Raw genomic sequence first — 25448 nt, 5'->3', positions numbered from 1 at the left:
AGGGCCTCGCCATGGACACGATTCTCCCGCCCCAGCTCGTCGACGCCGCGCGCCGCGTGCTCGAAGCCAATCGCGCCGTCGGGCGCCGCATCGCCGTGGCGGAAAGCTGCACGGGCGGCCTCGTCAGCGCCGCGCTTACCGAGATTCCGGGCTCGTCCGATGTGTTCGACGCCGGCTTCGTCACCTATTCGAACGAAGCCAAGACGGAGGTGCTCAAGGTCAGCACCGACGTGCTCGAAACCTTCGGCTCCGTGTCGATCGCAGTGGCGTGGAGCATGGCGCAGGGCGCGCTCAAGCGCAGCACCGCCGATGTCGCGGTGGCGATTACCGGGATCGCCGGTCCCGATGGCGGCAGCGAGAAGAAGCCGGTGGGCACGGTGGTGTTCGCCCAGGCCGAGCGCGGCGCCGATCCGCAGCACATCGTCGCCGATGCGCGCCATTTCGAGGATAATGGGCGTGCCGGCGTTCGGCTTCAGGCGGCGTTGTGCGCGCTCGACTTGCTGATGCCGGGCGCAGTCGCCTCGGAAGCACCTGCCGAGTCGCCGTAAAGCCGCGCCGCACGCTCCTCGAACGCGTTGATCATCTTCCGCAGCGCGCGATCGAACACTTGCCCCGCCAGCATCTCGAACACCCGGTTCTTGAACGCGAAGTCGACGCAGAAATCGACGAGGCACCCGCCCTTCCCGTCGCTACGGAATTTCCAGTCGTTATTGAGGTGCTTCAGCGGCCCTTCGAGATAGTCGACCCGGATATGTCCCGGCCGCTGTTTCTCCACGCGCGAAGTGAAGCTCTCGCGCAGCCCCTTGAAGCCGACGATCAGGTCCGCGACCATCTGGGTATCGCTGTTCGAGCGCACCCGCACCGCCGAAACCCAGGGCAGAAACTCGCCATAACGCCCGACATCGGCGACCAGATCGAACATCTGCTCCGGCGAATAGGGCAGCGCGCGGGTCTCGCTGTGCTTGGGCATCAGACGGCTGCGGTCACCTTCGCCAGCTTGGCCGCCCGCGCGTCGCGCATCTTGGCGAAATCGTCGCCGGCGTGATAGCTCGACCGCGTCAGCGGCGACGAGGCGACCAGCAGGAAGCCCTTGGCGCGGGCGATCGCGCCGTACGAGCCGAACGCCTGCGGCGTCACGAACTCGATGACCTTGGTGTGGCGCGGGGTCGGCTGGAGATACTGGCCCATCGTCAGGAAATCCACGTCGGCGCTGCGCATGTCGTCCATCACCTGATGGACCTCGAGCCGCTCCTCGCCGAGCCCGAGCATGATGCCCGATTTGGTGAAGATCGACGGGTCGAGCCTCTTGACGGTCTCTAGCAGCCGGAGCGACGCGTAATAGCGCGCGCCCGGACGGATCGTCGGATAGAGCCGCGGGACGGTCTCGAGATTGTGATTGTAGACGTCGGGCCGCGCCGCGACGATCATCTCGATCGCCGCTTCGTGCTTGTTGCGGAAATCGGGGGTCAGGATCTCGATCGTCGTCGTCGGGTTCGACTTGCGGATCGCCTCGATCACCTTGACGAACTGCTTCGCACCGCCATCGGGCAGGTCGTCGCGATCGACCGAGGTGATGACGATGTGCTCGAGCCCCATCTGCGCCGCGGCGTCGGCGACGTTCTGCGGCTCCATCGGGTCCACCGCGCGCGGCATGCCGGTCTTGACGTTGCAGAAGGCGCAGGCGCGCGTGCAGGTGTCGCCGAGGATCATCACCGTCGCGTGCTTCTTCGACCAGCACTCGCCGATATTCGGGCAGGCGGCCTCCTCGCACACGGTGGTCAGGCTCTTCGAGCGCATCAGCGCACGCGTTGCCGCAAAGCCCTCCGAGGTCGGTGCCTTGACGCGGATCCAGTCGGGTTTGCGGACGCGCTCGGGCCGCGGCAACGGGGACATCTCGTTCATACGAGGCCAGATAGCGATGCACGCGTGCACGCACAACAACCGTGCGAGCATCCCTGCTTGCAGTCCGCGAACGCGAACGGGGTTCGCAAACGCTACGGAAGCGGTATGGAGCCGCCATGACCGACTTCAGCGACCTGCTCAGCGGCTATCGCCGCTTCCGCCAGACCGAATATGGGCGCCAGCGCAATCGCTGGGATGAGCTGTCGGAGGGCCAGGCGCCCAAGGTGATGGTGATCGCCTGCTCGGACAGCCGCGTCGATCCCGCACAGATCTTCGACACCTCGCCCGGCGAGATCTTCGTCGTGCGCAACATCGCCAATCTCGTTCCCCCGTTCGAACTCGGCGGCGGCCGTCACGGTGTCTCGGCGGCGCTCGAATTCGCAGTGACTCAGCTCGAAGTGCCCGAGATCGTCGTGATGGGTCACGGCGCGTGCGGCGGCGTCCATGCCGCGCTCACTCGCCGCTTCGAGGGCGCACCTCCAGGCGCCGGCGGTTTCATCGCCCACTGGGTCGACATGCTCGACGAAGCGCGCGACCGAATCGTCGCCGAACATGGCGAAGGCGAGGAAGCGATCCGCGCCCTGGAACTGGAAACGGTGCGCGTCTCGATCGCCAATTTGCGAACCTTCCCCTGCATTCCCGAGCGCGAGGCGGCAGGCACACTCAAGATCCACGGTGCCTATTTCGCAATCCGCGATGGGGTGCTCCACGTGATGGACGACGAAGGCGAGTTCGCACCGGCCTGAGGAGAACCATCATCCCGGTTTTCGCGAGGATGATGGAAACGCTAAAGCCCCAGCGCCTTCTTCGCCACCTTCTTAACCTCAGGATCGAGCTCCGGCGGCTCCATCGGCACCTTTGCCTCCAGTGCATCCGCAATCGCCGTCAGCGCGGCGATCCGTGCCGCTTTCTTGTCGTTGCCGTCCACCACGATCCAGCGCGCATGCTTCGTATCCGTGCGCTCGAACATCTCGGCCATCGCCTCGAGGTAATCCGCCCGCTTCGCCCGGTTGCGATAATCATCGAGGCCGGTCTTCCAGCGCTTCCACGGATGCTCGAGCCGGTCACGCAGGCGCTTGTCCTGCGTCTTCTGCGTCACATGGACGAAGGCCTTGATCAGGGTCGCGCCGGTCTCGACCTGCTGCGCCTCGAAATCGTTGATCTCGTCATAGCCGCGTTGCCATTCGGCCTTGCTGGCGAAGCCCTCGACTCGCTCGACGAGGACGCGGCCATACCAGCTGCGGTCGAAGATCGCGATGTTGTGCTGGGCGGGCAGCCGCCGCCAGAATCGCCAGAGGAAGTGGTGCGCCAGCTCTTCGGGCGTCGGCGCCGAGATCGGCCAGACTTCGAAATAGCGCGGGTCCCATTCGGCGGTCAGCCGCTGGATGATCCCGCCCTTCCCCGCTGCGTCCCAACCCTCGAACACGATGATCGCGCGGCGCTTGTGGACGATATGCGCATAATGGATGTGGCTGAGCCGCTTTTGCAGCTTCTCCAGCGCGTCCTTGTAATGCCCGTCAAAGGGTTCGCCTGACTCATAGTCGCTGAGATCGATCGCCATCCGGCCTCCTGGTCGGTCACGAACGTACAGCCAGCCGACGCGATCCTGCAATCAGCAGGCGACGACGTTCACTGCCAGCCCGCCCTGCGCGGTTTCCTTGTATTTGGACCGCATGTCCTCGCCGGTCTGGCGCATCGTCTCGATCACGGCGTCGAGGCTGACGATGTGACTGCCGTCGCCGTGCATCGCCAGGTAGGCGGCATTGATCGCCTTGATCGCACCCATCGTGTTGCGCTCGATGCACGGAATCTGGACCAGCCCGCCGATCGGATCGCAGGTGAGGCCGAGATTGTGCTCCATGCCGATCTCGGCGGCGTTCTCGATCTGCGCGTTGGTCGCTCCCAGCGCCGCGGCGAGCCCCGCGGCGGCCATCGAGCAGGCTACGCCCACTTCGCCCTGGCACCCCATCTCCGCCGCCGAGATCGATGCGCGCTTCTTGTAGAGGAAGCCGATCGCCGCAGCGGTGAGCAGGAAGGTCCGCGCCCCCGCCGGCGTCGGCGCCGCGCAGAAGGTCTCGTAATAGCGCAGCACCGCCGGGATCACCCCCGCCGCGCCATTGGTCGGCGCAGTGACCACCCGCCCGCCCGCGGCGTTCTCCTCGTTCACTGCCAGCGCCCACAGGCTCACCCAGTCGAACACGAGGGAAGGATCGCTGCGCGGCCCCCGCGCGATCAGCCGATTGTGGAGATCACGCGCGCGCCGCCGCACCTTGAGCCCGCCGGGCAATTCCCCCTCTCCCCGGCATCCGCGATCGATACACGCGGACATCGCCGCGCGGAGGCTGTCGAGAAAGGCGTCGGTCTCGGCATCGTCGCGCCACGCCGCTTCGTTGGCGCGGACGATATCGGCGATCGAGACGCCTTGCGCCTCGGCGACGGCGAGCAGCTCGGCACCCGATGCGAAGGGCAGTGGCAGCTTCACATTGGTCTGCGGCGGTTCGCACCCGCCCTCGACAATCGCGCCGCCGCCGATCGAATAATAAAAGGTCTCCCAATGCTCGCCCTCGGCATAATGCGCGACGAAGCGCATGCCGTTGGGATGCGAGGGCAGGAACCGGTCGTTCCGGAAGACCAAATGCTGCCCATCGACGAAGGGCACTGGCACGTGCCCACCCAACGCCAGCTGCGCCTCGGCGCGGATCGTCGCGATGATCATCGAGACGGCGTCGGGATCGACTGCTTCGGGGCGATAACCGGCGAGCCCGAGCATCACCGCGGTATCGGTGGCATGGCCGCGCCCGGTCAGCGCCAGCGATCCGAACAGCTCGCACGAGACCGAAACCGGGGTGCCGCGGTCGAGCGCCGCCTCGGCGAAGGCGCAGGCTGCGCGCATCGGGCCCACGGTGTGCGAGCTCGACGGGCCGATGCCGATCGTGAACAGATCGGCCAGCCCGATCGTCGCTTCCGCGCGGGCACGCGCCCGGGCGTTGTTCTCGTCCAACATTCTCGCTCCTGCCCCGGCTCTGGCGACCGGTCTGGTTTCCGTTGTTACCAAACCGGCTGTAGCGCCCCTTGCCGCGTTAAGGGAGAGGTATCAGCCCGCTGCGGGATCGACCACGCCGTCGATGCTCTTCTTGTTGAGATCGGCGGCGACCTGCGGTGCGAGGCGGATATTGAGCTCCTTGAGCTGCTTCTCGCTCACGAAGCTCGGCGCCTGCATCATCAGGTCCTCGGCCTTCTGAGTCATCGGGAAGACGATAACCTCGCGGATGTTGGGCTCGTCGGCGAGCAGCATCACGATGCGGTCGACCCCCGGGGCCGAGCCGCCGTGCGGCGGCGCGCCGAACTTGAAGGCGTTGATCATGCCCGCGAAATTCGTATCCACGTCGGCTTGGGTATAGCCGGCGATTTCGAACGCCTTGTACATGATCTCCGGACGATGGTTCCGGATCGCGCCCGAGCTCAGCTCCACGCCGTTGCAGACGATGTCGTACTGGTACGCCAGGATATCGAGCGGATCCTTGGTCTCCAGCGCCTCCAGCTCGCCCTGCGGCATGCTGAAGGGATTGTGGCTGAAGTCGATCTTGCCGGTGTCCTCGTCGGCTTCGAACATCGGGAAATCGACGATCCAGCAGAACTCGAAGCGGCTCTGGTCGATCAGTTCGAGTTGCTCGGCGGCGCGGGTGCGCGCGAGCCCGGCGAGCTTGGCGGCCTGCGCTTCCTTGCCCGCGGCGAAGAAGATGCCGTCGTTCGGGCCGAGGCCCATCGCATCGGCGATCGCCTTCATGCCTTCCTGGCCGTGATTGTTGGCGATCGGGCCGCCGAACACGCCGTCCTTCTGCGTCGCATAACCCAAGCCGGGGAAGCCCTCGCTCTGCGCCCAGCTGTTCATGTCGTCGAAGAACTTGCGGCTCTTCTCGTGCGTGTTCGGCGCGGGGAGCGCGCGAACGACGTCGCCGCTCTCGACCATCGAGGCGAAGCGGCTGAAGCCCGAGCCCTTGAAGAACTCCGAGACGTCGGTGATCAGGATCGGGTTGCGCAGATCGGGCTTGTCGTTGCCGTATTTCAGCATCGACTCGCGGTACGGGATGCGCTTGAACGGCAGCGGCGAGACGGTGCGGCCCTTCTCTTCCCAGTTCGCAAATTCCTCGAACACTCCGTGCAGCACCGGCTCGATCGCCGCGAAAACATCGTCTTGCGTGACGAAGCTCATTTCGAAATCGAGCTGGTAGAACTCACCCGGCGAGCGATCGGCGCGCGCGTCCTCGTCGCGAAAGCAGGGTGCGATCTGGAAATAGCGGTCGAAGCCCGCGACCATCAGCAGCTGCTTGAACATCTGCGGCGCCTGCGGGAGCGCGTAGAACTTGCCCGGATGGACGCGGCTGGGGACCAGATAGTCGCGCGCGCCCTCGGGGCTGCTCGCGGTCAGGATCGGCGTCTGGAACTCGGTGAAGCCCTGGTCGATCATCCGGCGGCGCAGCGATGCGATGACGTTCGAGCGCAGCAGGATGTTCTTGTGGAGGCGCTCGCGGCGCAGATCGAGGAAGCGATAGCGCAGGCGGATGTCCTCGGGATATTCGGCGTCGCCGAACACCGGGAGCGGCAGCTCCTGCGCCGGGCTCTGGACAGTCACTTCCGCGGCGCGGACCTCGATCTCGCCGGTCGGCAGGTTCGGGTTCACTACGCTGGCATCGCGCGCGATCACTTTCCCCGTCACCGTGATCACCGATTCGGCGCGCAGCGACTCGATCACCGCGAAGGCCGGGCCGCTCACATCGGTGACGATCTGGGTGATGCCATAATGGTCGCGCAGATCGATGAAGACGAGATCGCCATGATCGCGCTTGCGGTGCACCCATCCCGAAAGGCGGACTTCCTCGCCGACATTGACGGCGCGGAGCTGGGCGCAGGTATGCGAGCGATAGGCGTGCATCGAGATTTCAACTTTTGCGTGAGGGATCAACAGTGGCGTGCGCTTTCCCCTCACGCACCCTTTTGTCAACCCGAAGACCAGTATATGGGCCCCCGATGCATATCCATGGTCTGATCGAGGACAGCGCCGCCCTCGCCAATCTCTGTGCGCGCTTCGCCAACAAGCCGTACATCTGCGTGGACACCGAGTTCATGCGCGAAAACAGCTATTGGCCCGAGCTCTGCCTGATCCAGATCGCCGATGACGAGGAGGCCGCGGCGATCGATCCGATGGGCGGGATCGACATGACGCCCCTGCTCGAACTGATGACCAACAACGAGGATGTCCTCAAGGTCTTCCATGCCGGCGGCCAGGACATCGAGATCGTCTACAATCTCACCGGCAAGACCCCGCACCCGCTGTTCGATACGCAGGTCGCGGCGATGGCGCTCGGGCAAGGCGAGCAGATCGGCTATTCGAACCTCGTCGACACCTATCTCGGCATCACCGTCGACAAGGGCGCCCGCTTCACCGACTGGAGCCGCCGCCCGCTCGACAAGCGCCAGATCGACTACGCGATCTGCGACGTCACCTACCTCTCCGAGATCTTCCCCAAGATGCTCGAGAAGCTCCGGAAAACCGGCCGCGGCGCCTGGCTCGACCAGGAAATGGAGCGGCTCGCCGATCCCGAGAATTACCGCAACGACCCCGATCAGGCGTGGCAGCGCGTCCGCGTCTCCAGCCGCAAGCCCGAAGTGCTCGGCCGCCTGAAGGCGCTGGCGCGTTGGCGTGAGCTCGAGGCGCAAGGCAAGGATCTGCCGCGCGGCCGCATCATCAAGGACGAGACGCTCGCCGATCTCGCCGGCACGCCGCCGCGCAAGCAAGTTGATCTGGCACGAATCCGCGGCCTCTCCCCCACCTGGGGCGGCAACGATATCGGCGGCCGGCTGATGGCGGCGCTCGAAAGCGCGAAGCCGATGTCGGCCGACGAACTTCCTGCGCGCGACGACCGCAAGCCGGCGCTCGGCAAGGACGGCGCGCTGGTCGCCGATCTACTCAAGCTGCTCCTCAAGATCCGCGCCAAGGAGATCAACGTCGCGGCGCGCCTGCTCGCCCGCTCCGACGATCTGGAAGCGCTGGCCGCCGGCGTGCGCGAGAACCTGCCGATCCTCGAAGGCTGGCGCTTCGAGCAGTTCGGCCGCGACGCGCTCGAACTCGTGGAGGGTCAGCTCGGGTTCACCGTCCGCAATGGTAAGCTCAAGATGACTCGAACCGAGGAGCCATCATGATCCGCGCGTTTCTGCCACTTGCCATTCTCGCCACCTCCGCGTGCCATTATGGCGATGGGCCCGAAGCCACCCCTTCCCCGCCTTCCGGCAAATGCGTGGCCGACGGGCTTGCCAGCCTCAACGGCAAGACCCGCACCGACGCAGTCGAAAAGCAGGCGATGCGGCTCTCGGGCGCCAAGACAGTCCGCTGGATCTCGCCCGGAATGGCAGTGACGATGGATTTCAGCGAAGCCCGCCTGAACCTCGATCTCGACGACAAGGGCAGGATCGTCCGCGGGCACTGCGGATAACGCGGAAGCCTAGCTAGACTTCCAGCACCGGCTCCCTGCCGAACGTTGCGGCGAGCGCCTTGTGGCGCTTCTCGACCGCCTCGCCGTACAGCGCCTCGTCCTGGTGATCGAGGCTCAGCGTGAGCGTGCCTTTCTCCAATGCCACGTGCGAGCGGCTGAGCGGCGCCGCGACGCCGCCGCTCAGCCGCTGCCCCAGCCGGATCGCCAAACCCCATAGCCGCGCCCGCGCCAGCGACTCTGCGTCGGCCAGCCGGCCGAGCGCCTCGGGGCAGCCGAGGCCGCCGCCCAACGCCGTGTAGAGCGCTTGGGCGAGGATCGCCCGCCCCGCCGCGTCGATCGCCACCCAATTGCCGTGGAGCGCGATCTCCATGCCGCGTTCGGCACGGAATTCCGGGTTGGCGCGCCAGCCGACGTCGGCGAGCAGGCACGCCGCGTGGCGCAGCCGGGCCAGTTCGGGCGCATCATCGAACAATGGTGCGATCCACGCGTCGAGCAGATCGCCATGCTCGGGGAAGCGGCCCGAGCGCTCGCCTTCGTCACGTGTCGCGGCGATCAGAGGATCCTCAAGGCGCTGCGTCGGGGTGAGCCGCTGATAGAGCAGTCCCTCACGCAGGCCATAAGCCGATACTACGCTGCCGCTGCTTCCCAGATGCCTGAGCACGCTCAGCAGCAGCGCAGTTGCATCGGGCAAGGTCGGGATACGCGCGCTGGAGATGTCGGGAATCGCCTTGAGCTCGGTCTTCGGAATCTCGGCGAGGACGCGCTGCAGATCGCCGACGCGATCGAGCGCGATCGGATATTGGTGCACCACCGGTAGCGGATAGCCGGTGCGGTGCATGTCGAGCCGCGCGAGCGCGCGCCACGATCCGCCGACCAGATAAAAAGGCAGCCCCTTCCCCCGCCCGCTCCAACCCGAATCGGCGAACAGCTTCGCGACCTTGCGATCGAGCATCCCCTTGCCCTCCGCGCGGATCACGCCGAGCCGGAGCACGCCGAGCGGAAAGGATACGCGATCGGTGACCGTTCCCGCGACGACACGCACCAGTTCGAGGCTGCCGCCGCCCAGATCGCCCACCACGCCGTCGGCCTCGGGGATGCCCGAGAGCACGCCCATGCCCGAGGCCATCGCCTCCTCCTCGCCGGATAGCAGCTCCACCCGGAGCCCCAGCGCCTCGGCCGCGCGGATCAGCTCGCCGCCATTCGAGGCGTCGCGCACCGCGGCAGTCGCCACCGTACGCAATTCGCTCACTTGCATCTCGCGGGCGAGCGCGGCGAAGCGCGCCAGCGCGCCCCGAGCCCGCGCCAGTCCCGATTTGTCGATCGCGCCGGTCTCGCTGAGCGATCGGCCGAGCCCCGCCATCACCTTTTCGTTGAACAGCACCGCCGGCAGCCGCGCTGCGCCGTCATAGACCACGAGGCGCACCGAGTTCGATCCGATGTCGATGATCGCCACGCGCGCCTTTGCCGGCACGGTGCGTTGCTCCGGCTTGCGGAGGAGCGTGGCCATCAGGTCAATGTTCCTTCTTCGCCCCGCGCCGCCGCTTGAGCGACAGCTTCGGCACCGGTTTGCGCTTCTCGAGCGCGGCGCCGCGTCCGGAAAGCGAGGGATTGGTCATGAAATAGCGGTGCAGGTTGAACGGTTCTTCGCCCGGCTCGGCGCGGACATAGCGGCCGTCGGGCTGGAGCTGCCAGCTCTGCTCGTCGTCGAGCAGATTGGCGACCATCACCTGATCGAGCACCTGATCATGCACCGTCCTGTTGAGAATCGGCAGCATGAACTCGACGCGGCGATCGAAGTTGCGCGGCATCCAGTCGGCCGAGGAGATGAACAGCTTCGCGCCGTCGCTCGGCAGCCCCTTGCCGCTGCCGAAAGCCCAGACGCGGCTATGCTCGAGAAAGCGACCGACGATCGACTTGACGCGGATGTTCTCCGACAGCCCGGGAACCCCGGGGCGCAGGCAGCAGATGCCCCGGATGATCAGATCGATCTCCACCCCCGCCGCGCTGGCCTCGTAGAGCTTCTCGATCACCGCGGGGTCCACCACCGAGTTCATCTTCGCCCAGATCGCCCCGGGTCGCCCGGCGCGAACATGCTCGATCTCCGCGTCGATCAGCGCGACCAGGTCGTTGCGCAGGTCGCGCGGGCTGATGTGCAGCAGCTCCAGCGATGCGGGCTCGACATAGCCGGTGACGTAATTGAACAGCTGCGCGGCATCGCGCCCCACCCGCGGATCGGCGGTGAAGAAGCTCAGATCGGTATAGATGCGCGCGGTGATCGGATGATAATTGCCCGTCCCGAAATGGCAGTAGGTACGATAGCCATTGCCTTCGCGCCGGACGACCATCGAGACCTTGGCGTGAGTCTTCCAGTCGATGAAGCCATAGACGACCTGCACGCCCGCGCGTTCGAGGGCGGTCGCCCAATAGAGGTTCTGCTCCTCGTCGAACCGTGCCTTCAATTCGACCACCGCGGTCACCGATTTGCCCGCCTCGGCCGCCGCGATCAGCGCGTTGATCACTGCGGGCTGCTTGCCGGCGCGATAGAGCGTCTGCTTGATTGCGACGACGTCTGGATCGCTCGCCGCCTGCCCAAGAAACGAGAGCACGACGTCGAAGCTCTCATAAGGGTGATGGACGAGGATGTCCTTCGCCCGGATAGCCGCGAAGCAATCGCCGCCATATTCGCGGATCCGCTCGGGGAACCGCGCCGAATAGGGCGTGAACTTGAGGTCGGGCCGGTCCTCCTCCACCAGCGCCGATAGATCGCCGATGCCGAGGAAACCGCCGGTCTCGGTCAGCAACGCCTCGCTGCCGCCCAGCTCCTCCTTGAGCACCGCTTCCAGCTCCGGAGCGATGCCGTCCTCCATTTCGAGGCGGATCACCCGGCCGCGGCGGCGGCGTTTGATCGCCGAACGGAAGGTGAGGACCAGATCCTCCGCCTCTTCCTCGATCTCGATGTCGCTGTCGCGCAGCACGCGGAACGCCGCCGATCCGAGCACGTCGTATCCGGGAAAGAGCAGATGAGTGAAGCGCTTGAGCAGGACTTCGACCGCCACATAGCGTGCCGGCTCGCCGGGTAGCCGCACGAAGCGCGGCATCGTCGTCGGCAGCAGCACCAGCTCGCGGATCGGTTCGCGATCCGAGCGCCGCACCAGGTCGAAGATCACGCTCGATCCCTGATTGGGGATGAACGGGAATGGGTGCGCGGGATCAAGCGCCTGGGGGGTCAGGATCGGGAAGATCTGCTCGCGGAAATGGTTTTCGAGCCACGCTTCGGTCTTGCCCTCGATCTCGTCGGATTCGAGGACGTGGATGCCCACTTCGGTCAGCTGCGCGCGAATGTCGTTCCATACGCTCTGCTGGCTGTCGGCGAGGATCTCGGCTTCCTCGGAGATCGCTGTGAGCTGCTGGCCCGGCGTTCGGCCGTCGGCCGAATGTGCTTCCACGCGCTGCAATTGCTGTCCCATAAGCCCAGCGACGCGGACCATGAAGAATTCGTCGAAGTTGGAGCCCGAGATCGACAGGAAGCGCAGCCGCTCCAGCAAGGGATGCGCGGGATTGCACGCCTCCTCCATCACACGGCGATTGAACGCCAGCCAGCTGAGCTCACGATTGAAATAGCGTTTTACCGGCTCGCCCGGATTATCGGTCATCAAGGGTCCCTCTTCGGCCCGCTTGTTTGCTGCCTTGGTCATGGCCCTAGGGATCGTCCGTTGCGGTTATGAGACCGTTCGCGCCCAGCACCTCGCGCACTGCCGGAATCGACAGGCGATTGTCCGTTTCGGACTCCAGCGCATCGGCAACGCGCAGGATCGCGACATGGCTGCGTTCGATACGTTTCGCTACCCAGGTGATCACGTCCGGTTTGGCGTGCAGCAAATGCTTTTCGAAGGCACGTTCGATCAACTGCGGCATCAGCACGTCGTCCGGAGGGCCGAGTTCGAGCAAGGGCGAGGCCGCGAGCCTCGAGCGTAGATCGGGCAGCTTGACCTCCCAGACGGGCGGTGCGGCCTCCGCGACGATCAGTAGCGGCCGCCGTTCCTGTTGCGCCAGGTTCCAGGCATGGAAGATGTCGGTCTCCTTGGCACGATCGGCGTCGTCGAATATCCTTCCGCCACTCTTCGAGGCGAAGATCCGGGCGAGCAGGCTGCGGCCCGACTTGCGCGGGCCCACGAGCAACGCGCTCATCACCGGCCACGTCGCCCAATGTTCGAGCTGGTGGACGGCGCGGGCATTCGATTCGCCGACCAGGAATTCCGTCTCATGCGCTTCCGGCAGCCCCAGCGGCAGGCGCAGCTGGCTCATTTGGCCGCCGGTGTCGCCGTGTTCTGAGGCGTCGGCGAGGCCGCGGGAGTGGCTCCTCCGCCGCCACCACGGCGGATGCGTAGCACGCCGGGCCCTTCCTGAACTTGCCAGCCGCGCGCCTCGAGCGCCGCGCGCAGGTTCGCCTGGGAGCCGTCATAGGAGACGCGCATCACCGAGATGCCACCCAGCGCGAGGCTGGTGGTCGCCGCCGAGCGTATTCCCGGCAAGCTGCGAACCGCCGACTCGGAGGCGTTGAGCGCCGCGACATTCGGGGTCTCGACCTGGACAGTGTAGCTCGCCGTCGCTGCGCTGCTGGCGTTCGGGTCCGGCGTAGCCGCGGCTGCGGCAGCCGCTGCGGCGGCTTCGGCAGCCAGCTGTTCGGGGGTCTTGGTTGTAGGTGGACGCACTACGAGCAGCGAATCGGTGCGCAGCGCGCCGGACGCGAGCGCCCTCTGATACGCCTGATCGAGCCGGACGATGCCCGCATCGAGCAGCGCATCCAGCGAATCGCCATTGTCGACGCGTAGCGCGAAGCTCGTGATCGGGCGGCGATCGGGACCGTGACTCGCGGCGAAAACGCCGACGATCGGTCCGCCCGGATATTCGCGGCGGAGCTGCACTTCGGCGACGAGCACGTCGGATGCGCCGTACTGGTCGAGGATCGTACGCCACCAGTTGCGCCCGCGGCGCAGCGTCTGGCCGGCATTGACCAGCATCGCATCGGGCCCGGTGCCGCGCAAACGCACATAATCAATGGTGCTGCCGCCGCTGCGGAAGCGGGTCCATGCGCGCGACCATGTGGTCTCGCGCTCGAACACCCGGCCGACTCCGCCCGAGAATTCGAGCGGGACCAGCAGCATCGGCGGCGAACGCGTCACCACCGTCGATACGCCGAGGATCGCGCCGGCCTTGCCGCGATCGAACAGCACGCCGAGACGGGCGATGTAGCGCGTCGGTCCGATCTGCTCGCGCTCGACGACGATTCCAGTGACGAGCGCATCGAGCGCCGAGTCATTCAGCGTCGATTTTTTGCCGGTGAGTCGCTCGGAGAGCATTTCCCAGCCCTTGCGCTGAGCGATCCGCCAGCCGCCCTGCCGCGCGGCATCGGCATCCTTGCCGTGCACGTCGACCTGCACGCCCGAGACTTCGAAGCTGCCGGAGGCGTCGATCGGCACGGCGCTGGCACCTGCGCCCTGCCCCTGCGCGACGACCACGCCCGCGCCCGCAAGTGCGAGCGCGCTGGCCAATCCGATGGTGAGCGAAATGCGGGACAACTGCATGCGGCCGCCCTTTTGGCGAAGCGGACGTGGAAATCCAAGCGGAACTATCCCCATTGGGTAGTTTCTGCGTCACCCCCGCCCGAAGTGCCGAGGCGATAGGCCGGGGTGACGGGAGGACAAGTCGGCGCTAAGCGGCTGTGCATGAGCGAACCCAAAGGTTACACCTACGCCCAGGCGGGCGTCTCGATCGCGGCCGGAAACGCGCTGGTGCGCGCCATCGGCCCGCTGGCGAAATCCACGCGCCGGCCCGGTGCCGATGCCGCGCTGGGCGGATTCGGCGGCGTGTTCGATCTCAAGGCGGCCGGGTTCACCGATCCGCTGCTCGTCGCAGCGAACGACGGCGTCGGCACCAAATTGAAGCTCGCGATCGAGCATGACGCGCATGACGGCGTCGGCATCGATCTGGTCGCGATGTGCGCCAACGACTTGATCGTCCAGGGCGCCGAACCCCTGTTCTTCCTCGATTATTACGCCAGCGGAAAGCTGGTTCCCCAGACTGCCGAGCGCGTGATCGCCTCGATCGCTGAGGGCTGTCGTCAGGCCGGCTGCGCGCTGATCGGCGGCGAGACCGCCGAGATGCCTGGCATGTATGCCGAGGGCGATTACGACCTCGCCGGCTTCTGCGTCGGCGCGGTCGAGCGCGACCGATTGCTCGACGGCAGCGCGATCCGCCCCGGCGACGTGCTGCTCGGCCTCGCCTCGACCGGAGTCCATTCGAACGGCTTCTCGCTCGTCCGCCGACTCGCCGCCGACAGGGGCTGGAAGCTCGATCGCCCCGCGGTGTTCGATCAGGATGTCCGCTTGATCGACGCGTTGATGGCGCCGACGCGAATCTACGTCGCCAGCCTGCTGCCCCAGCTGCGCAAGGGCACGATCCACGGCCTCGCGCATATCACCGGCGGCGGGCTGCTCGAAAACGTCCCCCGCGTGCTGCCCGAGAATTGCCACGCCCGGATCGACGCCGCTGCCTGGCCGTTGCCGCGGCTGATGGCGTTCCTCCAGGCGCAGGGCAATATCGAGCCCGAGGAGATGGCGCGTACCTTCAACTGCGGAATCGGCATGGTTGCGGCGGTTGCGGCGGAAGATGCGGAGACCGTCGCCGCAGAGCTGACCGCAGCGGGCGAAACGGTGTTCCGCATCGGCGTGGTCGAAGAGGGACAGCGCGGCTGCACCGTGTTCGGACCCGTCGAAACCTGGAGCGCGCGCGCCGACTGGAGTGCGACGCATAATGATTGATACCTTCAGTGCTCCTGCGAAAGCAGGAGCCCAGGAGTCGCAAAGGTCGTCGCTCGTTGCCCTGGGCTCCCGCTTTCGCAGGAGCACTGAACAGTGACCCGCAAGAAGCTCGGCATCCTGATTTCCGGCCGCGGTTCGAACATGGCGTCGCTCGTCGAAGCCGCCCGCGCCGACGATTGTCCCTATGAGGTAGCACTCGTCGCCAGCGACAAGCCCGAAGCTGCGGGCCTGGCCTGGGCCCGCGAACAGGGCATCGACACCTTTGCGCAGTCGCCCAAGGGCATGCCCAAGGCGGACTACGAGGCGAGGATCGACGCCGCCCTGCGCGATGCCGGAGTCGAGGCGATCGCGCTGGCCGGCTACATGCGCCTCCTCTCCGACGATTTCGTGCACGCCTGGCGGGGCCGGATCGTCAACATCCACCCCTCGCTGCTGCCCAAATACAAGGGTCTCGACACCCACCAGCGCGCCCTCGACGCCGGCGACGCGCTCGCCGGCTGCTCGGTGCACGTCGTCACCGAGGAACTCGACGGCGGCGAGATCCTCGGCCAGGCCGAAGTGCCGGTGCTGCCCGGCGACACCTCCGAAACCCTCGCTGCGCGCGTGCTCGCCGAGGAACATCGTCTTTATCCCCGGGTTGTCGCGGAATGGCTGAGGCAATGACTTCCCCGCTCGAAAAGGTCCGTGCGCTCGCGCTCGACCTGCCCGAGACCGAGGAGCGCGTCAGCCACGGCCAGCCGACCTTCTTCGTCGCCGGCAAGATGTTCGCGCAGTTCCGCCACGATCACCATGGCGACGGCCGCACCATCGTCGCGGTCAAGACCGCCGATGCCGACGAGGCGCGGATGCTGATCGAGGCGGATCCCGACGATTATTCGCGCGTCGCCTATTTCCGCGCCGAATGGGTCGGCCTCGCGGTCGGCGCCGACGATACTGACTGGGCGCATGTCGGCGACCGCATCGCCCGCAGCTGGGAGCTCGCCGCCCCACGCCGCCTGCTTGAAGCCGGCGGACGCTGATTGTCCGCCGAGCCCCTTGCCCATTCCCCCCCGGCCCCGCGATAAGGGGCACACATGATCAAGGTCGCCAGCTACAATATGCGCAAGTCGATCGGCACCGATCGACGGCGCAGGCCCGAACGGACGCTGCAGGTGTTGTGCGAAATCAATGCCGACGTGATCGCGCTGCAGGAGGCCGATCGCCGCTTCGGCCCGCGCGAGGCGGTGCTCACCGGCCATCTGCTCGCCGAGCATGGCGACTGGAAGGCAATCCCCTTCGGCATGCGTGCGCGCTCGATGGGCTGGCACGGCAATGCATTGCTCGTCCGCAAGGATGCGCAGATCATGGATTGCGAGGCGATTCACTTGCCCGCGCTCGAGCCGCGCGGCGCAGTGATGGCCGACATCCGGGTACACGGCGAAATGCTGCGCATCGTCGGCATGCATCTCGACCTCTCGGGCCTATGGCGTCGCCGCCAGGCGCATGCGATCATTGCGCATCTCCAGGCCAGCGCGCGCCAATATCCGACGGTGCTGATGGGCGACCTCAACGAATGGAGCCCCCACAACGGGTGCCTGCGCGATTTCGCCCAGCATTTCGATTTCGCCGCCACCGGCAAGAGCTTCCACGCCCGCCGCCCGATGGCGCGGCTCGATCGGATCATGGTCAGCCGCGATCTCGCGATCGGCGCGTCGGGTGTCCATGAGAGCATGAACGCGCGTACCGCGTCGGACCATCTGCCCATCTGGGCGACGATCCGGCCCGCCGGATGAGCGAGACCCGCGACAAGGAATTGCGGCTGGCGCTGGTCTGCTATGGCGGGATCAGTCTTGCCGTCTACATGCACGGCATCACCAAGGAGATCTGGCGGCTCGCCCGCGCCAGCTGCGCCGCGCGCGAAGGCGAGGAAGGCAATGGCGTCTATCGCCAGCTGCTCGACGAGATCCGTGAAGCGTCGGGCATCAATCTGCGCGTGCTGGTCGACATCCTGTCGGGCGCCAGCGCCGGCGGGATCAACGCGATCTTCCTCGCCCGGGCGATCTCCACCGGCGAGTCGCTCGATCCGCTCACCGACATGTGGATCGAGCAGGCCGATGTCGAGGCGTTGCTCGAGCCCCGCCACGCCCCCTCGCATCGCTTCGCCAAGATCTGGGCGACGCCGATCGCGTGGATCGTGGCCAATCGCAGCAAGACGATCGACGAGACCGTCGATCCGATCGCGCGTGAGGAAGTGCGGCTCAAGCTCGAGCGCTTCGTCCGCTCGCGCTGGTTCGAGCCCCCGTTCGGCGGCAAGCGCCTGCTCGGCATGCTGCTCGATGCGTTCGACGCGATGGCCAAGGGCCCGCGCTACAAGCGCCTGCTGCCCGCGGGCCAGCCGCTCGACCTGTTCGTCACCGTCACCGATTTCCGTGGCCACCCCGAGGAGCTCCGCCTCAATTCCCCGCCGCATGTGATCGAGACCGAGCATCGCCTCGTCTTCCGCTTCACCGATCATGGCGACGAAGGCGTGCCCTTCGCGGAACCTCCCGGCCTCGCCTTCGCGGCGCGCGCGACTTCCAGCTTCCCCGGCGCCTTCCCGCCCGCCACCGTCGAGGAGATCGACGGCTTCCTCGCCGAGCGCGGTACCGCCTGGCCCGATCGCGACGCGTTCCTCGAATGCATGCTGCCCCAGCAATGGTCGGACAATCGCGCCGAAAAGGCGATCCTGATCGACGGCTCGGTGCTCGCCAACGCCCCTTTTCGTCCCGCCATCGATGCGCTGCGCGAACGCCCGGCGCGTCGGCAGATCGATCGCCGCTTCGTGTTCATCGATCCCGCGCCCGGAATGCGCTTCGATTTCTACGGCACGCCACAGGAGAAACCCGGCTTCTTCCAGACGATCATCGGTGCGCTGTCCGAACTGCCGCGCGAGCAGCCGATCCGCGACAATCTGGAGGCGATCTCGGCCCGATCGGACCGGATCGAGCGTATGCTGGCGATCGTCGCCGAGATCCGTGCGGAGGTGGAGACGCAGGTCGAGGCGCTGTTCGGCTACACTTTGTGGCTCGATTATCCCACGCCCAAAAGGCTGGCGAGCTGGCGCCGCCGCGCGCAGGTCGCCGCGGCCGCCAAGGCAGGCTATGGCCACACCGCTTACGGCCTGCTCAAGGTCGACGGCGCGATCGATCGCATCTCGCGCCTGCTCTATACGATCGGCGATCGCCACGGCCCCGAACGGCTGCGCGAGATTCGTGAGGCAGTCACGCATGCGGTGCAGTCCCGCGGCGCAGATCGCTTCGGCGCCACCCAGTCGAACGGAGCCAGCCCGCAAACCCTCGAATTCCTCCGCGCCCACGATCTCGGCTTCCGCATCCGCCGCCTGCGGCTGCTCGCGCGCCGGCTGACCGAGATCGATTTGCCCAGCTCGCATGCCGAATTGCTGCCGATGCGCGAAGCGATCTACGAATCGCTCGCCGCCTATCTCGAGCTCAAGCGCTCCGACACTTTCGCCGATCTGCGCGGCGCGGTGCGCGACATGACCGACGATGCCGGTCCGATCCTCGATCTGCTCGCCGAACGGATGCAATTGAAGGCGCTCGATCAGGCGACAGACGCGCGCCTGTCCGACGGATTCAGCGCACTTTCGAAGGACCTGCGCCGCCCGATGCTGCTCGCGCATCTCGGCTTCCCTTTCTTCGACATCGCCACTTTGCCCCTGCTCCAGGGCGAGGGAATGGACGAGTTCGATCCGATCCGCGTCGATCGCATCTCGCCTGAGGACGCCTGTGCGATCCGCACCGGCGGCGCCGCCGCGACATTGAAGGGCATCCAGTTCAACAGCTTCGGCGCGTTCTTCAGCCGCGCCTATCGCGAGAACGACTATCTCTGGGGCCGCCTCCACGGTGCCGATCGGCTGATCGACATCGTCCTCTCGGCGCTGCCCTTCGAGGATCGGCTTGCCGATGATCGCGTCGCGGCGATCAAGCGAGGCGCCTTCCACGCGATCCTCGACGAGGAGGAGGAGCGGCTGACTTTGATCCCCGGCCTGCTGGCCGAGCTGCGCGAAGAGATCGGCTGATATTCCCTCTCCCCTTGTGGGAGAGGGAGGGAGCCGACGAAGTCGGCGGAAGGGTGAGGGGAACAGATGAGAAGGCTACGTCCCCCTCACCCTTCCCACTCGCTTCGCGAGCGGGCCCCTTCCCCCTCCCACAAGGGGAGAGGGAGAGTTGGCAAAGTGCACGATGTGCGACTATCGTTGCGCCTCCACAGCGGAAGGGAGAGGCATGCGGTTTCTGAAGGTGCTGTTCTGGCTGTTGCTGGGCGGCCTCGTCGCGGCCTTCGTGATCTATAATGGCGGGGAGCGCGTCGAAATCCGGCTCTGGGGTGGTCTCATCGCCGATTTCAGCCTGCCTTTGCTGCTCATCCTCGTCTTCCTGCTCGGACTGCTGCCCTCGCTCGTCGCCTTCCAGGCGCTTCGCTGGCGGTCGCGTCAGCGGCTCGCCGGGCTCGAGCGCGCGCTCGCCGATCTGCGCGCGGTCGCACCTTCGCCCGAGTCCGCTGCTGACGTCTCCGCTTCCCCCGGCCTCCCCCTACTGGCCGAGCCCAGATCATGAGCTCGCGCATTTATGTCGCGCTCGACACGCCGGACATCGAGCGCGCCCGCGCGATCGCCCAGCGCGTCCACAACCATGTCGGCGGGATCAAGCTCGGTCTCGAATTCTTCATGGCCAATGGCCGCCAGGGCGTCCGCGAAATGGCGGAGATCGGGCTGCCGATCTTTCTCGACCTCAAGCTCCACGACATTCCCAACACGGTCGCCAAGGCGATCCAGGCGTTGCGCCCGCTCGAGCCCGCGATCCTGACCGTCCACGCCGCGGGCGGCCGCGCGATGCTCGAAGATGCCAAAGCGGCTGCCCCCAGCGGCACCAAGGTGGTCGCGGTGACGATGCTCACCAGCCTCGACGATCGCGATCTCGTTTCCATCGGGCTCGCTCCCGATCCGCACGAGCAGGTCGTCCGGCTCGCCGAACTCGCGAAATCGGCGGGCGTGGACGGCATCGTCTGCTCGGGCGCGGAAGTCGCCGCCGCGAAGAAACTCTGGCACGATGGCTTCTTCGTCGTTCCCGGGGTGCGCCCGGCCAACGGCACGGTGGGTGACCAGAAACGCGTGGTCACGCCGCGTGCCGCGCTCGACGCCGGCGCCTCGATCCTGGTGGTCGGCCGCCCGATCACGCAGGCGCAGGATCCGGACATGGCAGCGCGCGAGATAGAGGCAACCTTATAGCGGGTTTATAACGGGGGGACGGCGATGTTGCGGATCGTAGGTTTGGGATTTTTTGCCTGTCTCTTCGCCTGGTTCGGCCTCCACGCCGCAACGCCGCTCCAGTCCGCCAGCTTCGACTGTGCCAAGGCCAGCCACCCGCTCGAAAAGACGATCTGCGCCAGTCCGAAGCTATCGAAACTCGATAGCGAGGTCGCCGCGCTCTACAGGGCCCGGCTCGCGCAGCTTTTCGACAAGGAAAGCTTCCGCAGTCAGCAGCGCGACTGGCAGCAGCTCCTGCGCACCCGCTGCGCGAAGCGCTGCGACCCGGCCGCCGTCGAAGCCGACTACACCCGCCAACGCGATACGCTCAATCACTTCGACGAAGAGACCTGGGAGGCGAGCTACAAGACCTCCGATGTCGCGACGCTGACGATCTCGCATATCGACGGCAACGCGTTCGATTTCGCGCTGGTCCGCGATCGCGAGGGCGAAGAGCTCTGCAAATTGCCGGCGAACGACAGCGAAGCCGGCGCCGTCGCCACGCGCGTCTCGCCCGTCAAATCGAGCTGGAGCGCGGGGTCGTGCAGGATCGATTTCGCGCTCACCCGCGACAAGACCGGCCACGTCACGCGGATCGACACCACCGCCTCGGCCGGCTGCAAGCGTTATTGCAAGGGCAATTACGGCCTGAGCGACAATTTCCTGCCCGCCAACAATTGGGTCGCCGGCAACCAATAGCCTGCCTCTTGCCAAAGCCGCGTGCGCGTCCGAGAGAGCGCGGCCATGCCCAATAGTGTCACGATCCGCGTCGCCACGCGCGACGATCTGCCTGCGCTCCACCCGGTGATCGAGCGCGCCTATCGCGGCGAAACCGCACGCGGCGGCTGGACGCACGAGGCCGATCTTATCCAAGGCGCGCGCATCGACATCTCGACTCTCACCGCGATCGTCGAGGATCCGGTCCAGCGCCTGCTGATCGCGCTGCAGGACGGTGCGACGATCGGTTGCGTGCAGGTGAGCGATCGCGGCGACGGGCTCGCTTATCTCGGCCTGTTGTGCATCGATCCCACGCTGCAGACCGGCGGCTATGGCAAGCAGCTCGTCGCCGCGGCCGAGGACGCGGCACGCAATGCCTTCCGCGCACACCGCATGGAAATGACCGTGATCGATGTCCGCCGGAAGCTGATCGAATTTTACGAGCGCCGCGGCTATCGCATCTCCGGCGAGAAGCGGGACTTCCCGATCGCGCTCGATCCGCCCTTGTTCATGGACGTGCTGGTCAAGGACCTCTGATGCCCATCACCGCCAAGATCTGCGGCCTCTCGACGCTCGAAACGCTCGACGCTGCGGTCGCCCAGGGCGCCGCACAGGTCGGCTTCGTCTTCTTCCCGCCTTCGCCGCGAACATTGACCTTCGAGCAGGCGGGAGGCCTGGCAGGCCGCGTCCCCAATCGTGTGCGCAAGGCCGGCGTGTTCGTCGATCCCGACGATGCGCTGCTCGATGCCGCAATTGCCGCGGGAGGCCTCGACATCCTCCAGCTCCACAAGGCCACGCCCCATCGCGCCGCGGCGATCCGCGCGCGCACCGGTTGCGAGGTCTGGGCCGCAGTCGCGGTGAAGACCCGCGCCGATCTCGCTCCCGCCGCGAGCTTCGCGGGCGCCGCCGATCGCCTCCTCTATGACGCCAAGACACCGGATTCGGCCGCACTCCCCGGCGGCATGGGCTTGCGCTTCGACTGGACGCTGCTGCAGGGGCATATCCATCCCGTGCCCTGGGCGCTCTCGGGCGGCCTGACCCCCGACAATGTCGTCGAGGCGATCCGCGTCACCGGCGCCACTGCAGTGGACGTCTCCTCGGGCGTCGAGTCCGCGCCGGGCGTCAAGGATGTGGACAAGATCGCCGCTTTCCTTAAAGCGGTGGCGCAATGCTGAACCGTATCTCTTCTGTCTTCTGCCTCGGAAATCGATGGCGCTGATCGCCTGACGACGCACGTCGGCGCCCACGCACCCAGCTTCCGGAGACAGAGCATGCCCGATACCGTTACCCTGCCCAATTCGCTGCGAAACCTGCCTGACGAGCGGGGGCATTTCGGCCAGTTCGGTGGCCGCTTCGTCGCCGAGACGCTGATGCCGCTGATCCTCGATCTCGAGCGCCACTATCGCGCGGCCAAGGCCGACCCCGCCTTCCAGGCCCAGTTCGACGATCTGCTCGAACATTATGTCGGCCGCCCCAGCCCGCTCTACTACGCCGAGCGGCTGACCGAGGCTTTGCGCGAGAGCGCGCCCGCGGGGCACGGCGCGAAGGTCTATTTCAAGCGCGAGGAGCTGAATCACACCGGCGCGCACAAGATCAACAACTGCATCGGCCAGATCCTGCTCGCGATCCGCATGGGCAAGACGCGGATCATCGCCGAGACCGGTGCCGGGCAGCACGGCGTCGCCACCGCAACGGTCGCGGCACGCTTCGGGCTGCCCTGCACGATCTTCATGGGCGCCAAGGACATCGAACGGCAGAAGCCCAACGTCTTCCGCATGCGATTGCTCGGTGCCGAGGTCCAGCCGGTGACCAGCGGCTCGCAATCGCTCAAGGACGCGATGAACGAGGCGCTGCGTGACTGGGTCGCCAATGTCCACGACACCTTCTACATCATCGGCACCGCCGCGGGCCCGCATCCCTATCCCGAGCTCGTCCGCGACTTCCAGAGCGTGATCGGCACCGAGACGCGCGCGCAGATCCTCAAGGCCGAGGGCCGCCTCCCCGACCTGCTGATCGCCGCGGTGGGCGGCGGATCGAACGCGATCGGGCTGTTCCACCCGTTCCTCGACGATCCCGACGTGGCGATGCTCGGCATCGAGGCCGCGGGCAAGGGCATCGAGACCGGTGAGCATGCCGCCAGCCTCACCGGCGGCGCCCCCGGCATCCTCCATGGCAACCGCACCTATCTGCTTCAGGACGAAGACGGTCAGATCACCGAGGCGCATTCGATCTCGGCGGGGCTCGACTATCCCGGCATCGGCCCCGAACATAGCTGGCTCCACGAGAGCGGCCGCGTCGACTATCTGCCGATCACCGACACCCAGGCGCTCGACGCGTTCCAGCTCTGCTGCCGCCTCGAAGGCATCATCCCGGCATTGGAGAGTTCGCACGCACTCGCAGCTGTGCCCGTTAAGGCCCGCGAAATGCGGCAGGATCAGATCATCGTCGTCAACGTCTCGGGCCGCGGCGACAAGGACATCTTCACCGTCGCCGACGCACTGGGGTTCGACCTGTGAGCGCACGTAACCGTCTCTCCAATGCCTTTGCCGCCGCGCAGGAGCAGCGCCGCGCCGCGCTCGTCACCTTCGTGACAGCCGGCGACGGCGATACCGACGCCATCCTCGATGCGCTGGTCGAGGGCGGCGCCGATGTGATCGAGCTCGGCATGCCGTTCACCGATCCGATGGCCGACGGCCCGGCGATCCAGGCTGCAAACCTGCGCAGCCTCGGCGCCGGCACGCGCACCGCCGACGTGCTCGCGATCGCTCGCGCCTTCCGGCAGCGCCATGCGAACGTCCCGCTGGTGCTGATGGGCTATGCCAACACCATGACGCGCCCCGATCCCGTCCGCTTCGCCGCGATGGCCCTCGATGCCGGCGTCGACGGGATCATCTGCGTCGATATCCCGCCCGAGGAGGCCGACACGCTCGCCCCCTTCGGCGAAATCGGCCTCGACGTCATCCGCCTCGCCACTCCGACCACCGACAAGGCGCGCCTGCCCGCCGTGCTCTCCGGCGCCTCGGGCTTCGTCTATTACGTCTCGGTCGCAGGGATCACCGGGCTCCAGCAAGCCGCGCAGGCCTCGATCGAGACCGCAATCGCGCAGCTCAAGGCCGCCACCGACCTACCCATCGCGGTGGGTTTCGGCGTCCGCACCCCTGAACAGGCGGCGCAGATCGGCCGCGTCGCCGACGGCGTCGTGGTCGGCTCGGCGATCGTCGATCTGGTCGGCAAATACGGCACGCAAGCGCCCGCGCATGTCCGCGCCTATATCCAATCCCTCTCCGCGGCGCTCGCCGCACCCAAGGAAGTCGCATGAGCTGGATCAGCCGCGTCCGCAACGCCCTCGCCTATGTCACCACGCGCCCCGGCGAGACCGCCGACAATCTCTGGCACAAGTGCAAGGGGTGCGGGACGATGGTCTTCTCCAAGGAGCTGGAGGAGAATCTCTACGTCTGCCCGACCTGCGATCATCATGAGCGCATCGGGCCGGCACGGCGCTTCGAATATCTGTTCGACGAGGGCAGCTACACGGTGCTGACCAGCCCCAGAGTCGTCGACGACCCCCTCAAGTTCCGCGACCAGAAGCCCTATCCCGCCCGCCTCAAGGCTGCCCGCACTGCGACCGGCGAGCCCGACGCGTTCCTCAACGCCAGCGGCACGATCCTCGGCCAGAAGGCCGTGATCGGCGTCCAGGACTTCGCCTTCATGGGCGGATCGATGGGCCAGGCGGTCGGTGAGGCGTTCATCTCCGGTGTCGAGGCCGCGATCGCCGCCAAGGCGCCGTACATCGTCTTCACTGCCTCGGGCGGCGCGCGCATGCAGGAGGGCATCCTCAGCCTGATGCAGATGCCGCGCACCACCGTAGCCATCGAGATGCTCCACGATGCGGGCCTGCCTTATATCGTCGTGCTCACCGATCCGACCTCGGGCGGCGTGATGGCCGCTTATGCGATGCTCGGCGACGTCCAGATCGCCGAACCGCGCGCGACGCTCGCCTTCACCGGTCGCCGCGTGATCGAGAACACCATCCGCGAAAAGCTGCCCGACGATTTCCAGACCAGCGAATATTATCGCGACCACGGCCTGGTCGACATGGTCGAGCACCGCAAGGATCTGCGCCAGGTGCTCGGCCGCCTGATCGGTCTGCTGGTCGACGCGAAAGCGGCGGCGTGACGAAAACTCCCTCTCCCCTTCAGGGGAGAGGGTTGGGGAGAGGGGCAGTGCGGCCAGCTC

At 66.6% G+C, this 25448-nt stretch carries 26 protein-coding genes; 17 read left to right on the top strand and 9 right to left on the bottom strand.

Annotated elements, in window-relative coordinates; translation table 11 throughout:
* Window positions 1-11 precede the first annotated feature (11 nt).
* Window positions 12-548 carry a CinA family protein gene (locus ASE13_RS07310; protein WP_056613106.1) on the top strand — a complete coding sequence of 179 codons (537 nt, stop codon included), beginning with the start codon at window positions 12-14 and terminating at the stop codon, window positions 546-548.
* On the opposite strand, the gene ASE13_RS07305 is transcribed toward ASE13_RS07310, so the two are convergent.
* The gene (locus tag ASE13_RS07305) at window positions 473-970 is read right to left on the bottom strand and encodes a type II toxin-antitoxin system RatA family toxin (RefSeq protein WP_056613104.1); all 498 of its coding nucleotides are present in this window, start codon (window positions 968-970) and stop codon (window positions 473-475) included. The two genes, ASE13_RS07310 and ASE13_RS07305, sit on opposite strands and share 76 nt — an antisense overlap.
* The gene (lipA, locus tag ASE13_RS07300) at window positions 970-1902 is read right to left on the bottom strand and encodes a lipoyl synthase (protein ID WP_056613102.1); all 933 of its coding nucleotides are present in this window, start codon (window positions 1900-1902) and stop codon (window positions 970-972) included. Before lipA ends, ASE13_RS07305 begins: the two co-directional genes overlap by 1 nt.
* Before the next feature lie 116 nt (window positions 1903-2018).
* On the opposite strand from lipA, the gene ASE13_RS07295 reads away from it, so the two are divergent.
* A complete protein-coding gene (locus ASE13_RS07295; RefSeq protein ID WP_056613100.1) occupies window positions 2019-2648 on the top strand; it encodes a carbonic anhydrase in 630 nt (209 codons plus the stop codon).
* 41 nt (window positions 2649-2689) lie between these two features.
* On the opposite strand, the gene ASE13_RS07290 is transcribed toward ASE13_RS07295, so the two are convergent.
* The 3 genes from ASE13_RS07290 to aspS all read right to left on the bottom strand — a co-directional run bounded on the left by ASE13_RS07290 (window position 2690) and on the right by aspS (window position 6835).
* The gene (locus tag ASE13_RS07290; protein ID WP_056613098.1) at window positions 2690-3463 is read right to left on the bottom strand and encodes a polyphosphate kinase 2 family protein; all 774 of its coding nucleotides are present in this window, start codon (window positions 3461-3463) and stop codon (window positions 2690-2692) included.
* 51 nt (window positions 3464-3514) lie between these two features.
* Window positions 3515-4906 (bottom strand): L-serine ammonia-lyase, encoded by a 1392-nt coding sequence (locus tag ASE13_RS07285; RefSeq protein WP_056613095.1) that lies wholly within the window; start codon window positions 4904-4906, stop codon window positions 3515-3517.
* A gap of 90 nt (window positions 4907-4996) precedes the next feature.
* Complete coding sequence (gene aspS / locus ASE13_RS07280; RefSeq protein WP_056613093.1) at window positions 4997-6835, bottom strand: aspartate--tRNA ligase; 1839 nt, start codon at window positions 6833-6835, stop codon at window positions 4997-4999.
* A gap of 95 nt (window positions 6836-6930) precedes the next feature.
* Here aspS and rnd point away from each other — a divergent pair, with 95 nt between their 5' ends.
* The gene (gene rnd, locus ASE13_RS07275) at window positions 6931-8103 is read left to right on the top strand and encodes a ribonuclease D (RefSeq protein ID WP_056613091.1); all 1173 of its coding nucleotides are present in this window, start codon (window positions 6931-6933) and stop codon (window positions 8101-8103) included.
* Complete coding sequence (locus ASE13_RS07270; protein WP_056613089.1) at window positions 8100-8393, top strand: I78 family peptidase inhibitor; 294 nt, start codon at window positions 8100-8102, stop codon at window positions 8391-8393. The genes rnd and ASE13_RS07270 overlap by 4 nt, the downstream gene beginning before the upstream one ends.
* 13 nt (window positions 8394-8406) lie before the next feature.
* Here ASE13_RS07270 and ASE13_RS07265 read toward each other — a convergent pair whose 3' ends face one another.
* From ASE13_RS07265 to ASE13_RS07250, 4 genes are read right to left on the bottom strand one after another with little or no spacing between them, the layout of a single operon-like run.
* A complete protein-coding gene (locus ASE13_RS07265) occupies window positions 8407-9900 on the bottom strand; it encodes a Ppx/GppA family phosphatase (RefSeq protein ID WP_056613087.1) in 1494 nt (497 codons plus the stop codon).
* Window positions 9901-9904: 4 nt separating this feature from the next.
* Entirely contained in the window at window positions 9905-12046 is a 2142-nt protein-coding gene (locus ASE13_RS07260) for an RNA degradosome polyphosphate kinase (protein WP_235536872.1), read from the bottom strand.
* 46 nt (window positions 12047-12092) lie between these two features.
* Entirely contained in the window at window positions 12093-12698 is a 606-nt protein-coding gene (locus ASE13_RS07255; RefSeq protein WP_056613081.1) for a hypothetical protein, read from the bottom strand.
* Window positions 12695-13978 carry a hypothetical protein gene (locus ASE13_RS07250; protein WP_056613079.1) on the bottom strand — a complete coding sequence of 428 codons (1284 nt, stop codon included), beginning with the start codon at window positions 13976-13978 and terminating at the stop codon, window positions 12695-12697. Before ASE13_RS07250 ends, ASE13_RS07255 begins: the two co-directional genes overlap by 4 nt.
* A 141-nt stretch (window positions 13979-14119) precedes the next feature.
* Here ASE13_RS07250 and purM point away from each other — a divergent pair, with 141 nt between their 5' ends.
* The 13 genes from purM to accD all read left to right on the top strand — a co-directional run bounded on the left by purM (window position 14120) and on the right by accD (window position 25388).
* Entirely contained in the window at window positions 14120-15214 is a 1095-nt protein-coding gene (purM, locus tag ASE13_RS07245; RefSeq protein ID WP_056613077.1) for a phosphoribosylformylglycinamidine cyclo-ligase, read from the top strand.
* Between the two features lie 141 nt (window positions 15215-15355).
* A complete protein-coding gene (gene purN, locus ASE13_RS07240; RefSeq protein ID WP_056614870.1) occupies window positions 15356-15877 on the top strand; it encodes a phosphoribosylglycinamide formyltransferase in 522 nt (173 codons plus the stop codon).
* Window positions 15874-16233, top strand: coding sequence for an MmcQ/YjbR family DNA-binding protein (locus ASE13_RS07235; protein WP_235536871.1), 360 nt, complete (start codon window positions 15874-15876; stop codon window positions 16231-16233). The genes purN and ASE13_RS07235 overlap by 4 nt, the downstream gene beginning before the upstream one ends.
* 54 nt (window positions 16234-16287) lie before the next feature.
* Window positions 16288-16986: an endonuclease/exonuclease/phosphatase family protein gene (locus tag ASE13_RS07230; RefSeq protein ID WP_056613073.1), complete on the top strand. Its 699-nt coding sequence runs from the start codon at window positions 16288-16290 to the stop codon at window positions 16984-16986.
* On the top strand, window positions 16983-19271 hold the full coding sequence (locus ASE13_RS07225; RefSeq protein WP_056613071.1) for a patatin-like protein: 2289 nt from the start codon (window positions 16983-16985) through the stop codon (window positions 19269-19271). Before ASE13_RS07230 ends, ASE13_RS07225 begins: the two co-directional genes overlap by 4 nt.
* A 205-nt stretch (window positions 19272-19476) precedes the next feature.
* On the top strand, window positions 19477-19806 hold the full coding sequence (locus ASE13_RS07220) for a hypothetical protein (protein ID WP_056613069.1): 330 nt from the start codon (window positions 19477-19479) through the stop codon (window positions 19804-19806).
* A complete protein-coding gene (gene pyrF, locus ASE13_RS07215) occupies window positions 19803-20477 on the top strand; it encodes an orotidine-5'-phosphate decarboxylase (protein WP_056613067.1) in 675 nt (224 codons plus the stop codon). Before ASE13_RS07220 ends, pyrF begins: the two co-directional genes overlap by 4 nt.
* A gap of 24 nt (window positions 20478-20501) precedes the next feature.
* The gene (locus tag ASE13_RS07210; protein ID WP_056613065.1) at window positions 20502-21194 is read left to right on the top strand and encodes a lysozyme inhibitor LprI family protein; all 693 of its coding nucleotides are present in this window, start codon (window positions 20502-20504) and stop codon (window positions 21192-21194) included.
* A gap of 45 nt (window positions 21195-21239) precedes the next feature.
* Window positions 21240-21749, top strand: coding sequence for a GNAT family N-acetyltransferase (locus tag ASE13_RS07205; protein ID WP_056613063.1), 510 nt, complete (start codon window positions 21240-21242; stop codon window positions 21747-21749).
* Window positions 21749-22387 (top strand): phosphoribosylanthranilate isomerase, encoded by a 639-nt coding sequence (locus tag ASE13_RS07200; RefSeq protein WP_056613061.1) that lies wholly within the window; start codon window positions 21749-21751, stop codon window positions 22385-22387. Before ASE13_RS07205 ends, ASE13_RS07200 begins: the two co-directional genes overlap by 1 nt.
* Before the next feature lie 96 nt (window positions 22388-22483).
* The gene (gene trpB, locus ASE13_RS07195) at window positions 22484-23728 is read left to right on the top strand and encodes a tryptophan synthase subunit beta (protein ID WP_056613059.1); all 1245 of its coding nucleotides are present in this window, start codon (window positions 22484-22486) and stop codon (window positions 23726-23728) included.
* Window positions 23725-24531, top strand: a complete 807-nt coding sequence (trpA, locus tag ASE13_RS07190; protein ID WP_056613057.1) for a tryptophan synthase subunit alpha — start codon at window positions 23725-23727, stop codon at window positions 24529-24531. The genes trpB and trpA overlap by 4 nt, the downstream gene beginning before the upstream one ends.
* Entirely contained in the window at window positions 24528-25388 is an 861-nt protein-coding gene (accD, locus tag ASE13_RS07185) for an acetyl-CoA carboxylase, carboxyltransferase subunit beta (protein ID WP_056613054.1), read from the top strand. The genes trpA and accD overlap by 4 nt, the downstream gene beginning before the upstream one ends.
* The last annotated feature ends 60 nt before the right edge of the window (window positions 25389-25448 follow it).

Source organism: Sphingomonas sp. Root241, assembly GCF_001428865.1.
Lineage (GTDB): Bacteria > Pseudomonadota > Alphaproteobacteria > Sphingomonadales > Sphingomonadaceae > Sphingomonas.
Note: the sequence above shows the minus strand (reverse complement) of the source record. Positions and strands in the feature narration are given on the sequence as shown.